Raw genomic sequence first — 13,718 nt, forward strand, 5'->3', positions numbered from 1 at the left:
TTGGCCCTTTTTACCATAATTACCTGGGCAAGAAAAATACCGTTCAAGTGGACCATCGGCGCGCTGTTCTGCAAAAAGGCTGGCGGAGCGCGTTAGCAAAACTGGTTTCAATGGCGATTGATACGCCACGCAACGGAGGTAAGCGTAAGGAATTTCGATCCTGTCCTGGAACGAGAAAGGATAAATCGACCAGTGGTCCGCATCCCACCTGCCTTATCTCGACTGCCGACACTTGCGAAGCTGCCGGCCTTTCCGTGAATTCGCTCAAACCGTCTGACGCGTCAGAATCCGATGTTCCCCTTTGTCGAACTACGCCGAACGCAAAAGCTGCAGATTGTTTGATGCGGAAGCGCCCTGTGTCGTAGCCGGCAAATTCAAATCCGGGCAAGCCCAGGGTGACCGTTTGCGGAGTTTAAGTTACCGCGCTGCTTGGGAATTGATCAGCTTACGTGCTCTCCACGGCGTCAGCTGTTCGCCCCTCCGAGCGCGCCTCTCCGCAGTATCAAATAAAAGAACGCCGGAGCGAGAGACCATGCGGAAGTGGAAGAGGACTGCTGCTGGGCAACTGAGTTCTTGTGGAGACATCTGCAGCAGGTGGTGGAGCGCTCGATGCGATTCTTGCTGGGGGTGGGATCGCGAGCACGATGGACACATCTAACCGCGCTGAAATCCGCTTCGAACGGATGGTGTTTGCGATCGCTGGATCGGCGCGTACGAAGCAAGGCTGCGCATTGGAGTGACGTCGGCGCGGCCAGACTCCAGCCACGCCGCTGGTGGAGAGCGTAACCGATTGTTTTGTTTCAGACAGGGCGTTGCGGCTACGCTTGTTGGTGGCAGACAGGGTCAGGTTTATAACAATCCGCATCCGGCAGCTATCTAGCTCTATAAACGTTGCTTTTTTATTCAACCGGCGCTGGCACACTCGTTGCAGACCCCTGCGCAGGAGGCGGCTGTTAGTCCTTTGCATCCCATGCACAGGGACATGCCCCGTGATCGCACGCGAGTGAATAAAGAAGCCGATATGACCAACCGCTGGAGAGCAGGCATGACTTCACCGAGAAGCGTCTTGGTCATCGATAGGCAGCGTCACACATGGCGCTCCTAACCGCTCAGCCGAGATGAGCTACATGATCGTGAACGACCGCTGCGGCATGAACGTCGCGAAGTTGCGATCGGTAGGACCGCCCACGCAGATTGCACGCTTACCTGAACGCCGGATCGGAAATCCGTCGGTCTACCGCAAAAGCGTCGCTTCTTGTTGAGACCACAAGCGAAAAGGAAACCTGTATGAGCCGAACACCTACCCAAGGCGTTGCAGAGATCAAGGCGCGCAACAAGCAGCTAATCGATGAGGTGTTGACGGTCTACCCCGAGAAGACTGCCAAAAGGCGCGCCAAGCATCTCAGTGTTCACGAGGCGGGGAAGTCGGATTGTGGCGTCAAGTCGAATATCAAGTCCATTCCGGGCGTGATGACCATCCGCGGCTGCGCCTATGCGGGCTCCAAGGGCGTGGTCTGGGGACCCATCAAGGACATGATCCACATCAGCCACGGTCCGGTCGGCTGCGGTCAGTACTCCTGGGGCTCGCGGCGCAACTACTACGTCGGGACGACCGGCATCGACACGTTCGTGACACTGCAGTTCACCTCCGATTTTCAGGAGAAGGACATCGTGTTCGGCGGCGATAAAAAGGTCACGAAACTCATCGATGAGCTCCAGGAGCTATTTCCTCTCAGCAGGGGCATCACCATTCAGTCCGAATGTCCGATTGGCTTGATCGGTGACGATATCGAGGCGGTCTCCCGAGAAAAGTCGAAGGAATATGGCGGCAAAACCATCGTGCCCGTGCGGTGCGAGGGCTTCCGTGGCGTGTCGCAATCGCTCGGCCATCACATCGCGAACGACGCCGTTCGGGATTGGATCTTTGACAAGAGCGCCCCAGAGACCAGCCCTAAATTTGAACCGACGCCATATGATGTTGCGATCATCGGCGACTACAACATCGGTGGCGACGCATGGTCGTCACGAATCCTGCTGGAAGAAATGGGCCTACGCGTCATCGCCCAGTGGTCGGGGGATGGATCTCTCGCTGAATTGGAGGCGACGCCGAAGGCGAAGCTCAACATACTGCATTGCTATCGCTCGATGAACTACATCTCACGGCACATGGAGGAAAAATTCGGGATTCCCTGGTGCGAGTACAACTTCTTCGGTCCTTCCAAAATCGCGGAGTCGCTGCGAAAAATTGCAAGCTTCTTCGATGACAAGATCAAGCAAGGCGCCGAACGCGTCATCGCGAAGTATCAACCGCTTGTCGATGCTGTGACCGCGAAATACCGGCCGCGGCTTGAAGGCAAGACGGTAATGCTGTTCGTCGGCGGCTTACGTCCTCGCCACGTCATCGGCGCCTATGAGGACCTCGGCATGGATGTTGTCGGCACGGGCTATGAGTTCGGGCATAACGATGACTACCAACGCACCGCCCAGCACTACGTCAAAGATGGCACGCTGATCTACGACGATGTCACCGGCTACGAATTCGAGCGCTTCGTCGAAAAGATCCGGCCAGACCTGGTCGGCTCCGGTATCAAGGAAAAATACGTCTTCCAAAAAATGGGTGTGCCGTTCCGCCAAATGCATTCCTGGGACTACTCGGGTCCTTACCACGGCTATGACGGCTTCGCGATCTTCGCCCGCGACATGGACATGGCGATTAACTCCCCGATCTGGGGGAAGACCACGGCACCTTGGAAGGACGCTCCGCAGCCGAGCCTCATGGCAGCGGAATAGGAAGCCGACCCCGGGCCGTTTCTTTCCGCAGAGGAGGGGAAGGGCAGGAGAACGAACGCAAGAACCCAAAGAGTGCTATGATGACACAGAACGCCGAACACATACTCGACCACTCCGAGCTTTTCCGGGGAGACGAATACCAGCAGATGCTGGCCAAGAAGAAGGCGCTATTTGAGAATCCGCATGATCCCGCCGAAGTCGATCGCATCAAAGAATGGTCGAAGACATCCGAGTACCGCGAGAAGAACTTCGCCCGCGAGGCGCTAACCGTTAATCCGGCGAAGGCTTGCCAGCCGCTCGGTGCGGTGTTCGCCGCCCTCGGGTTCGAGCGCACACTGCCGTTCGTCCACGGCTCACAGGGCTGCGTCGCGTATTATCGCAGCCATCTGTCACGGCACTTCAAGGAGCCGACCTCGTGCGTCTCCTCGTCCATGACGGAAGACGCGGCCGTGTTCGGGGGGCTTAACAATCTCACGGACGGGCTTGCCAACAGCTATAGCATGTACAAGCCGAAGATGATCGCGGTCGCCACGACCTGCATGGCGGAAGTTATCGGCGACGACCTCAATGCCTTCATCAAAACATCAAAGGAAAAAGGTTCAGTCCCAGCGGACTACGACGTACCATTCGCTCACACTCCTGCGTTCGTCGGCAGCCACGTTACTGGCTACGACAATACGCTCAAGGGCATCCTCGAGCATTTCTGGGATGGCAAAGCCGGCACGGCCCCAAAACTCGAGCGTAAAGCGAACAACACGATCAACTTCATCGGTGGCTTCGACGGCTACACTGTCGGAAACATCCGTGAGATAAGGCGTATCTTCGAGCTGATGGGGATCGGCTACACCATCCTCGCGGATAATAGTGACGTGTTTGATACCCCCACGGACGGCGAGTTCCGCATGTATGATGGGGGCACTACACTAAAGGATGCCGCGAACGCTGTCCACGCCAAGGCAACCATTTCCATGCAGCAATATTGCACGGAGAAGACGTTGTCCTTCATCAAAGGGCACGATCAGGAGGTCGTCGCTTTCAATCACCCGCTGGGCATCAGCGCCACGGACGATTTCCTGATGACACTGTCGCGTATCACCAACAAGGCAATTCCAAATGCGCTGGAGCAGGAGCGCGGGCGCCTGATAGACGCAATGGCTGATTCTAGCGCGCATGTTCACGGCAAGAAGTTCGCGATCTACGGCGATCCAGACCTCTGCTATGGTCTGGCCGCATTCCTGCTGGAGCTCGGTGCTGAGCCGACCCACGTGCTGTCGACGAACGCGAGTAAGGCCTGGGAGCAGAGGATGCAGGCGCTGTTCGCGAGCTCGCCCTTCGGTAAAAACTGCCGCGCCTTCCCGGGCAAGGATCTCTGGCACATGCGCTCGCTCCTGTTCACAGAGCCGGTCGATTTCCTGATCGGTAACACCTACGGCAAGTATCTCGAGCGTGACACCGGAACGCCGCTAATCCGCATCGGCTTTCCCATCTTCGATCGCCATCATCACCATCGTTATCCAGTGTGGGGCTATCAGGGGAGCATGAATGTGCTGGTCAAGATTCTCGACAAGATCTTTGATGAGATCGATCGAAAGACCAGCTCGGTTGGCAAGACAGACTACAGCTTCGACATCATACGCTAAGGCGAGCTCCCCGCCTCATCGTCCGCAGAAACAGCGGCGCTGCGGCGGGGATCACAGGTTCTCCGCCGGTCATCCTTGTGGTCTGCGGTGTGTTAACATCCCCGAGAGAGACACCATGACTTCGCTTCCCACGACCATACAGGACGTCTTTAACGAACCGGGCTGCGCCAGGAACGCGAGCAAGTCGAAGGTCGAGCGTAAGAATGGTTGCACCAAGCAGCTCAAGCCGGGCGGCGCCGCCGGCGGATGTGCCTTCGATGGCGCCAAAGTCGCGCTGCAGCCCTTCACCGATGTCGCCCATCTTGTGCATGGTCCAATCGCCTGTGAGGGCAATTCCTGGGACAATCGTGGTTCGGTCTCGTCCGGCTCCGATCTGTGGCGCAGAAGCTTCACCACAGATATGAGCGAGACCGATATCGTCTTCGGCGGCGAGAAGCGGCTGTACAGGGCAGTCAAGGAGATCACAGAGAAATACGACCCGCAGGCCATCTTCGTCTACCAGACATGCGTGCCCGCAATGATCGGTGACGACATCGATATGGTCTGCAAGGCGGCCTCCGCCAAATTCGGCAAGCCGGTCATTCCCATCAATTCACCGGGATTTGTCGGGTCGAAGAACCTTGGTAACAAGCTTGCTGGCGAAGCACTGCTGGAGCACGTCATCGGTACCGGAGAGCCGGATTACACGACATCGTATGATATCAACATCATCGGTGAATACAATCTGTCCGGCGAGCTTTGGCAGATCAAGCCCCTGCTCGATGAGCTCGGAATCCGGATCCTGTCCTGCATCTCGGGGGACGGCAAGTATCGCGAGGTCGCTTATTCGCACCGGGCCAAAGCCGCGATGATGGTTTGCTCAAGGGCAATGATCAACGTCGCACGCAAGATGAGGCAGCGCTACGGCATCCCGTTTTTTGAAGGCTCCTTCTACGGTATCGAGGATACCAGCGATTCACTCCGCCAGATCGCGCGCATGCTGATCGAAAGTGGCGCGCCGGCTGAGCTGATGGAACGCACGCAAGCCCTGATCGCACGCGAAGAGACCAAGGCCTGGGCTGCGATTGAACGTTTCAAGCCGCGCTTTGCCGGCAAGAGGGTTGTTCTCATCACCGGCGGTGTGAAATCCTGGTCGATGGTGGCCGCCTTGCAGGAGGCCGGGCTCGAGATCGTCGGCACGTCCGTGAAGAAATCGACCAAGAAGGACAAGGAACGTATCAAGGAATTAATGGGCCAGGACGCCCATATGATCGAGGACATGTCGCCTCGCGAGATCTACAAGATGCTCAAGGACGCAAAAGCCGATATCATGCTCTCGGGCGGCAAGTCGCAATTCGTCGCACTAAAGGCGGCGATGCCGTGGCTCGATATCAACCAGGAGCGCTGCCACGCCTATATGGGCTATGTCGGGATTCTCAAGCTCATGGAGGAGATCGAGAAGGCGCTCTACAATCCGATATGGGATCAGCTCCGCCAAGCCGCGCCATGGGATGAGTTCGACCGGAATCTTCAGGCAAGGACGGCTGCCCAGATGCATGCGCAAGCCGCGGATCCAGTTCGGGACCCGAGCAGGAACGGCGTCAGGACGATAAGTTTTTCCAATCAAGCTGAGGCCAGCGAGGGTGAGAGCGCGATTGCGGCGCATGGCCCGAAGCTCGCCGAGCCCAACAAGCCGTGCACCAGTTCCAGCGGGCGGTGCATTGCTTGTAAGGACATTCCGTCCGATCTCCAGCCGCCGGCATTGCAGGCGGCGGAGTAGGGGACATGGCGATCGTCACTACCTCGAAGAAAGCCTGTTCGGTCAATCCGCTCAAGATGAGTCAGCCGATCGGCGGCGCGTTTGCCTTCATGGGGTTGCGCGGCGCGATGCCGCTTTTGCACGGCCCGCAAGGTTGCGCCTCCTTTGGGCTGACGCTGTTCGTGCGCCATTTCAATGAAGCCGTGCCGATGCAGACAACTGCTATGAGCGAGGTTGCGACCGTGCTCGGCGGCCACGAGAATCTCGAACAGGCAATCCTCAACATCTACAATCGCATCGAGCCCGAGATCATTGGCATCAATTCAACTGGGGTCACTGAAACCAACGGCGATGACGTCGAAGCCTTCATCCGGTTGATCCGACAGAAGCACCCGCAGCTCGAAAAGCTCCCCCTTGTCTACGTCTCGACTCCGGATTTCAAGGATGCCTTGCAGGATGGCTGGGGCAAGACGGTGGCGCGGATGATCGAGGTGCTTGTGACTCCGTTCGACCCAGCGAGACCGCGCGATGCGTCCCGCGTTAACGTGCTACCTGGGTGCCACCTCACGCCCGGCGACCTCGACGAGCTTCGCACGATCTTTGAGGATTTCGGTCTCAAGCCCTCCTTCCTGCCGGACCTTGCAGGTTCGCTGGACGGCCACATCCCCGACGAATTCACGCCGACTACGATCGGGGGGATTGGAGTGGACGAAATTGCGACTATGGGGCAGGTGGCCTGGACGATCGCGATCGGCGCGCAAATGCGCCGTGCGGCCGAGACCATGCAGGTGCGGACAGGCGCGCCGTTCCGTCTATTCGAGCGGCTCTGTGGCCTTATCCCAAACGACGAATTTATGGCGTTCTTGAGCCAGATCACCGGCCGGTCAGTACCCTCGAAGTATCGCCGGCAGCGTGGACAGCTGGCAGACGCCATGCTGGATGCTCATTTCCATATCGGCGGCCGCAAGCTCGCGATCGGCGCCGAGCCGGACTTGCTATTTGATCTCTCCAGCTCCCTCCATGAGATGGGGGCGCAGGTCACTGCTGCGGTGACGACGACGAACTCACCGGTGCTGCAGCGAGTCAGGACCGAGGACGTCCTGATCGGCGATCTGGAGGACCTTGAAGAGCTTGCCAGGACGCGTGACTGCGACCTCTTGATGTCCCATTCACATGGTCGCCAGGCGGCTTCGCGACTCAATGTTCCATTCTTCCGGGTGGGCTTTCCCATGTTCGATCGCCTTGGCGCTGCGCACCTCACAATGGTTGGTTATCGCGGCACGCGCGACCTGATCTTTGACATCGCCAATCTCATTATCACCGACCGAGAGATCAACCGTCGGCCGACGCCTGACAGCTGGCGATTCACCAACTCTGGCCTGCAGGTCGTTTCGCCTCGGTTGCATTGAGCAGGGAGAGAAAACAACACGGATGAAAGTTGCATTTGCCACTCAGGACTTGAAGCATGTCGATGCGCACTTCGGCTGGGCCAAGAACATCGCGATCTACGAGGTCGGCCCGGAGGGGCATCGGTTTATTGAGGCGATCCAGTTCGGTGGTGACCTCACGGAAGACGGCAATGAGGATAAGCTAGCGCCCAAGATCGAGGCGATCAGGGACTGCGCAATCCTCTATGTTGCGGCGATCGGCGGCTCGGGTGCTGCACGAGTCGTCGCGAGCAAGATCCATCCGATGAAGGTGCTGCAACCAGAGCCCATCGATGAACTTTGCGTCAAACTCGAAACCGTGCTGAAGGGCTCGCCGCCGCCCTGGCTCCGAAAGCTGCTCGCCAAAGACCCGGAACGTACAGTGGATTTCGAAACCTGAAGGAACGAGGATGGGAGATACGTCCGAAGTCACTCCAGCCCCCGCGGCGGCGGAGCCGCCATTTCTGAAAGAGCTCGTCAAGATCTGGCGCGCCCAGGACTCCCACGGTGCCTGGGAGGGCAAGGAGGATCTCGATTTGCTCGAACCCTACGTTCTCGACAAGCACAAGCGCCGTGCGCTGCCTATTGTCGGCAATCCCGACCCCGAGACGACATGGCGGCTGGAGCTGTTCTTTCACGCGGTTGCGCTCTCGATCGAGAAGGCGACCGGAGTGATGATCTCCCCAATGCTGAAGATGCACAACGAAGGGTTCGGTCGGATCGTCTTGATCGGCGGCCGGCTCGTTGTCGTGAGCAAGCAGCTGCGCGACGTACATCGCTTTGGTTTCGACCATTTCTCTGATCTCGCTGATCAAGGCGACAAATTCGTCAATAGTGGCGTTGAGATGATCCGTAAGTTCCCGGAAGTGGCGAATTATTGAGGCAAGCATGAGCGATGTTGAAGCGCTGAAAGCGGAAATAAAGAAGCTGTCGGCGAAGGCGACCCAAGCCAAGATGGACCTCCACGACCTCTCCGAGGAGCTGCCGGTCAACTGGTGCTCGATCCTGAGTGTGGCGCAGAAGGCCCACGCTGCCTTCAGCGAGCTCGAAAGCAAGCGCCAAAATCTCCAAGCGCTAGACAAAGCATAGCGGATCTCAAGCCATGTCATTTAGGACCCGAGACGGCCGCAGTTGGGAGCCGGATTACCTGGTTTCTATCGATCTCAAGAAGTGCATCGGCTGCGGCCGCTGCTACAAGGTTTGCGGCCGCGAGGTCATGACGCTGAAGGGCCTAAGCGAGGCTGGCCAAATCATCGATCTCGATGAGGAGGACGATGAGCTCGAAAAAAAAATCATGGTGCTGAATGACGAAGGCGCTTGCATCGGCTGCAGCGCCTGCGCGCGGGTGTGTCCAACAAACTGTCAGACGCACGCGCCACGGGGTTGAAGCGACTTTCTTCGCTATCAACCCAGCTTTCCTGAGCTGACCGTGCCCGAACATGGACTATTGGCTGTCCTTCGGGGGGATCGGTCAAATGATCAAATGACACGACCGCGCCGTCTCGTGCTCGCGGACCACAGTAACCACGGCGCAAGGAGTTGATGGGCTAGGTGACTTTGGTTGCGAATTCTGCATGGTTTCAGTGCGGCAGAAATGCTCGTGAGTAGCCTGTCGGCTGGCTAGCATCGCCTTGTTCAGGGCTGCGCGCGCAGTCTCCGCCTTTGCGCCAGATCAACAGACACTCGGCAGGCGATGTGAGCGGCCTTGGGCACCCCGGCTAGATCGCGCGGCAGTTAAGGGGTGATCCTTAACTCGCTCAGCGCCCTGAGCCCGCCGCCGAGCGTTACGGCGAAGCCTACGTCGCGGCTCGGGGATGCGCATTCGCGTTTTGGTGACCGGAAGGGCGCGATGCGTGCCCGAAATCTAACGCTCACGCAAAGCATGTCAGTCTACAGTGGACCTATTGGGCGTGTGGATGTTTCTCAAAGCTTTTTCATGTGCTTAGTGCGCGCGGAGCGCCTGGCACGGTGATTGCTAACTCAGTGTAAAGACAAGCTCTCGCAACAACTGACTTTGGAGAAGAAATGATGGTGCTGTGCATGGCGACCCCGGCTCCTTCGCTCAAAGTCGAGAACTGGCTGCGTGGCGCCCCCCTTACGAAGTTCCAGCCAGGGGGAGTGTACATCGTCGAATTTTGGGCAAGTTGGTGCGGTCCATGTGAGGAGGCGATGCCCCATCTCATTGAGCTGCAAGCAAAATACAAAGACGAGGGGCTTGAGGTCGTCGGAGTCGCAGCTAGCGAACAAGCACCAACGGCGGATGAGGCTCGTACCAAGCTGGACGTATGGTTGACTGAGAAGTTCTCAAATTTGAACTATCGAATCGGGTTCGACAGTACGGGCGAAATGAACAAGCTTTGGATGGATGCCAGCTCATCTGTTGGGATTCCGACATCGTTCGTCGTCGATCGCGACGGCCACATTGCCTATATCGGTCATCCGATCACACTCGACGACGTCTTACCGAAAATAATAAACGGCACTTGGCGCAGCAGCTATCAAGCTAAATTCGCTGATGCGAAACGGATTGCGGAAGGCCAGCGCCTAGCGCGCGAACGCTCAATGCACCGGAGAATTGGAGCGGCGATGGAAGCAAAGGACTGGCCGACAGCGCTATTAGCCGTCGAAGAGGGCATTGCCGCGACGCCGGACAATCTCCACTTCCGGGAGATTCATGCGCATCTGTTGCTTCACAAAATGCGCGACACGGCGACTGGTTTCCAGGTCTTACGCCAACTGGTTCGAGATGCGATTGAGACACAGTCAGAGGCTTTGAGTGCGCTGGTTGGCGCGATGAGGCAACTCTTTGATGCGGAGAACGACAACACGCACCTCCCGCGTGCGGAACGCTTTGCGATCGGCAGGGATGTTTCGGAACATATCCTCAATCCTGGGCAGGCCTTCGGCGGCCTCAACTGCTCTTCCTATATGGTGGTCGCTCAGTACTACCACGAGAGTGGTGACAAGCAACATGCGATCGAGCTGATCGAGCGGGCGATGACGTGGCTAGACGATCCGAAAGCTATGCCGGAATTGCCAGGGGAGCGTGCGAAGAAGTATTATATGCCACGGCTGCTCCAAGCCTTGGCCAACTACAGGGACGAGAAGGTTTCTTGCGGCGGATCTTGTTCGGTTCCGCGAGAGAAGTCTCCTGGGGCTCCCAACGTCCAGCCGCAGGAGGAGACATGAAGAGAAATGTTAATCAGAAGACGCACCATCGGGCCCAATTAGCGCCTTCGAATCGCTCGCCACCAGCAGAATCATTCAGGGCGATTGCGACACGCACGCCACAAGGAAAACCTAGCCGACAACGAGCGATGCCACGCCCTGCGGCTCTTCGTTGCTGGGTGTCTCGTTAGTGCTTGTATTCAAGGGATGCCGGCTCCGCCGTTTTTACATACTCAGGTTTGTAGCTCGACACTATCGATCTGCTACTCACATCGAGCATTACTCACGCAGTAATGTTTGCCGTTTCCGGCACAAACCGCCCCTTCGAAGAACTTAAATGCAGCATCGAGGTTCGATCTGGCAGTCTCCTACCGGTTGCGCCGCCCCAGACGTCGATCCCATGTTCTATTGGGCTAGCATAATGAACAGAACGTGTTGTTCTTAAAAAAAGGAGGTGGTCGGTTCAGAAAATGCTGAAGGCGACTTGAGAGTGTCGGATCTCGAATGCTTCAAACCATCGATCAGTAACTCTTCAACATCAATTCTTGCGAAGCATACCGCACAAGTAGCGGTCATGCTCACGATCACCAAACGCGCGACCAAGACCACCACGGCCTTCGGGGCCCGGAGAGGCATGCGCGCCTACTCGTCCACTGAACGCACCAGCTCTACCGAAGCCCCGCCGCCATTGGTCCCGCACTTTTTTGTTGTCTGCACAGGCTGATCCGGAAGAGTGGAATCCGAGTTTCCGACCAGATCGGCTCAAACGGAAATGGAGGAAAATGTGAGTGACGATCCCGTGCTCGCGATTGTCGGCGGTCACCGGCGGCGGGGGGGCGCCGAATTCTCGCCTCCACGGACAGCCGCGGCTTTCGCTTTGGCAGGCTGAAGCGCTGGCCAGCTCCCGCTCGCCCGGCAAGACGATGTCGTTCTGGAGCAAGGGCGTCGTGATCGAGGAGCTGACGACATCGCCCTGTTCTCGGACGGCAACGGCATCTCCAAAACGGACGCGCCGATCGCGGTCAGGGCAGGCGCTGTCGTGGTCGACAACTCCTCCGCTTTCCGAATGGATCCGAACCTGCCGCTGGTGATCCTCGAGATCAATGCGGGCCGCGTCCGCGACCGCAAGGGCATCATCGCACCAGAAGAAATCGCATCAAGCGCGTGATAAGCGCAACTTAGCGGGTCACCAGCGGGGCCGGCGCCGCTGCGAAGGAAAAGGTTCCTGAAATTCACGCGTGTCAATCTCAATTGCCAACTTTCAAGATCTTCTCGGACGGGATAATCGTGACTGGTGTGACCTGCATCCGCGTACCCGTGCTGCGCGCCCATCAACTTCGAATGCGAGAAGCCGATCAGCGAGGAGCATGTGCGCCCAATCATGGCGCAAGCGCCCGGCGTGAAGGTCGTCCGACCGCACCAAAAACGAGGTCCGATACCAATCGCCGCCGCTGGCCAGGGTGATGTTCTGGTCGGCCGCATCCACAAGGACCTCAGCGATCCCTCAGGGCATCCGACCTCGATGTTCGTTGCGGCGGATCAACTGCTCAAAGGCCGCGGCGTTGCACGCCATGCAGATCGCAAGGGCTGTTGCTGGGCCTGTAATCAGGCGCACGCCCGAGACGATAGGTCTAAGCCTGCGTGGCCGAAGCCGAGGCTGACGGGAAGTCCACCCGCCTGCTCGACCTGCGGGTGCTGCTGATTACCGCGACGGGTACTCGGGCAGTCCTACACATTGCCAGCACCTCCACCCCTTTGGCGACCACTCCGTCCTCCACACTCCCTGCGGCGGATTCTGTCAGGCGATTTCGCACGTACGCTACCGCGCATCCGGGTCGGCGCGAGTTCTGCATCCACCCGTGGTCGCTGCAGTCGCGGATGCCCCCGGCTTCCGCAGCACGGACATCGCGCACCCCCGGAATGTCCGGATCACCGCCGGCCCTTCCGTGAACCATCAGCATAGTGATCGCTCCTCGCGCGACATCTCAGCGCCGCTCAGGCCGGCAAAGGCCTGGAGCACAACGCCAAAGCCAATCCACACACCGTCGATCGGCCTTTGAAGTGTGACCGCGACCATGAACCGGTCAGACTTAGAATGTCCTGATCACGATAGACCCGCTCAGTCGGACCGTCGCGGTGAGCCGGCCACAGCGTGATGACGACAGTGCTCTTGGCCAACACACGACCAGCAGAGTGGGCATGTCATCTGCCCGAAAAGCTGGGCCGGAAGTGCATCGCCAAGGTTTGAAAGAGCCCGCCGCAGGCGAAGCGTTTGCAGTGAATCTCTTTGCGGCGGACTGTCGAGCTGGCGAGAAAGGGATCTGAGGCGATGCCTCAGACTGGGCGGTTTTCGCTTCTGTTCTTCACCGGCTCCATTTTGGCTAGGCCGTCCTCGTATGAGATCTCCGTGTATGATCCATCGAGTTCCTTGGCTGCATCGAGCAAGTAGTCGAGCCTTGCGGCGGTACCGAGCTTCTTGAGGTCGTTCTTGTCGATGCCGGCGAGGTCCATCATCTCCTTCCATACGGTTGATTCGTTGCAAGGCAGAATGCGGAAGGTGATGTCGCCTATTTTTGTGCGGTACTTCGCGAGCAGATCAATGTTGTTGCAGAAGATGAAATAGCTGCCGTTGGGGCTCAGCCTGCCATCCAGCACCTTCGCGGCCTCGGGTAGATAAGCGAAGGAATGCAGATATCCGGCAAGGACTGGGATGGCTGGTTCGCCTTCTTGTGCAATTGCAAGAACTTGTTCGATGGAATAATCCGGCGGTCGTTTTTCGTCGGCGAGCTGGGCTTGGAACTTCAGCGCGATGTCGCCTCGAAACCCAAATCGCCCGGACTTCGTTGTTTCACTCTTAAGCACCGCATTCAGCAATCGCCCCTCCTTGTCCAGCGGGCCAAGAGCGGTGTTGTCGATTGAGGTCATGGAAGTCTCCTCATCAATTTGTGGTGTGCA

The 13,718-nt window shown here is 58.0% G+C and carries 10 protein-coding genes and 1 pseudogene; 10 read left to right on the forward strand and 1 reads right to left on the reverse strand.

The genetic code is table 11. From position 1 onward, the window contains the following. The first annotated feature begins 1,287 nt into the window (after nucleotides 1–1,287). The 10 genes and pseudogenes from nifD to AC0L20_RS21665 all read left to right on the forward strand — a co-directional run bounded on the left by nifD (nucleotide 1,288) and on the right by AC0L20_RS21665 (nucleotide 12,424). Nucleotides 1,288–2,790: a nitrogenase molybdenum-iron protein alpha chain gene (gene nifD, locus AC0L20_RS21620; RefSeq protein WP_085394601.1), complete on the forward strand. Its 1,503-nt coding sequence runs from the start codon at nucleotides 1,288–1,290 to the stop codon at nucleotides 2,788–2,790. Nucleotides 2,791–2,870: 80 nt separating this feature from the next. Further along, the gene (gene nifK, locus AC0L20_RS21625; RefSeq protein WP_473291933.1) at nucleotides 2,871–4,430 is read left to right on the forward strand and encodes a nitrogenase molybdenum-iron protein subunit beta; all 1,560 of its coding nucleotides are present in this window, start codon (nucleotides 2,871–2,873) and stop codon (nucleotides 4,428–4,430) included. 115 nt (nucleotides 4,431–4,545) lie between these two features. Continuing rightward, entirely contained in the window at nucleotides 4,546–6,189 is a 1,644-nt protein-coding gene (nifE, locus tag AC0L20_RS21630; protein WP_085394602.1) for a nitrogenase iron-molybdenum cofactor biosynthesis protein NifE, read from the forward strand. A 5-nt stretch (nucleotides 6,190–6,194) separates the two neighbouring features. After that, nucleotides 6,195–7,577, forward strand: a complete 1,383-nt coding sequence (nifN, locus tag AC0L20_RS21635) for a nitrogenase iron-molybdenum cofactor biosynthesis protein NifN (protein ID WP_473291939.1) — start codon at nucleotides 6,195–6,197, stop codon at nucleotides 7,575–7,577. Between the two features lie 22 nt (nucleotides 7,578–7,599). Then, nucleotides 7,600–7,995 carry a nitrogen fixation protein NifX gene (gene nifX / locus AC0L20_RS21640; protein WP_085394603.1) on the forward strand — a complete coding sequence of 132 codons (396 nt, stop codon included), beginning with the start codon at nucleotides 7,600–7,602 and terminating at the stop codon, nucleotides 7,993–7,995. Nucleotides 7,996–8,005: 10 nt separating this feature from the next. Continuing rightward, entirely contained in the window at nucleotides 8,006–8,476 is a 471-nt protein-coding gene (locus AC0L20_RS21645) for a NifX-associated nitrogen fixation protein (RefSeq protein ID WP_473291943.1), read from the forward strand. A gap of 7 nt (nucleotides 8,477–8,483) precedes the next feature. Continuing rightward, nucleotides 8,484–8,684, forward strand: coding sequence for a CCE_0567 family metalloprotein (locus AC0L20_RS21650; RefSeq protein ID WP_007600023.1), 201 nt, complete (start codon nucleotides 8,484–8,486; stop codon nucleotides 8,682–8,684). Between the two features lie 13 nt (nucleotides 8,685–8,697). Further along, nucleotides 8,698–8,982 (forward strand): ferredoxin III, nif-specific, encoded by a 285-nt coding sequence (gene fdxB / locus AC0L20_RS21655; RefSeq protein WP_085394605.1) that lies wholly within the window; start codon nucleotides 8,698–8,700, stop codon nucleotides 8,980–8,982. A 641-nt stretch (nucleotides 8,983–9,623) separates the two neighbouring features. Next, nucleotides 9,624–10,784: a TlpA disulfide reductase family protein gene (locus tag AC0L20_RS21660; protein WP_473292084.1), complete on the forward strand. Its 1,161-nt coding sequence runs from the start codon at nucleotides 9,624–9,626 to the stop codon at nucleotides 10,782–10,784. Between the two features lie 751 nt (nucleotides 10,785–11,535). Continuing rightward, nucleotides 11,536–12,424: pseudogene (locus tag AC0L20_RS21665) on the forward strand (aspartate-semialdehyde dehydrogenase). A 673-nt stretch (nucleotides 12,425–13,097) separates the two neighbouring features. On the opposite strand, the gene AC0L20_RS21670 reads toward AC0L20_RS21665, so the two are convergent. Then, nucleotides 13,098–13,688 carry a hypothetical protein gene (locus AC0L20_RS21670; RefSeq protein ID WP_085394607.1) on the reverse strand — a complete coding sequence of 197 codons (591 nt, stop codon included), beginning with the start codon at nucleotides 13,686–13,688 and terminating at the stop codon, nucleotides 13,098–13,100. Nucleotides 13,689–13,718: the final 30 nt, after the last annotated feature.

The sequence above is a fragment of the Bradyrhizobium sp. Kon58 genome (genome assembly GCF_055807455.1).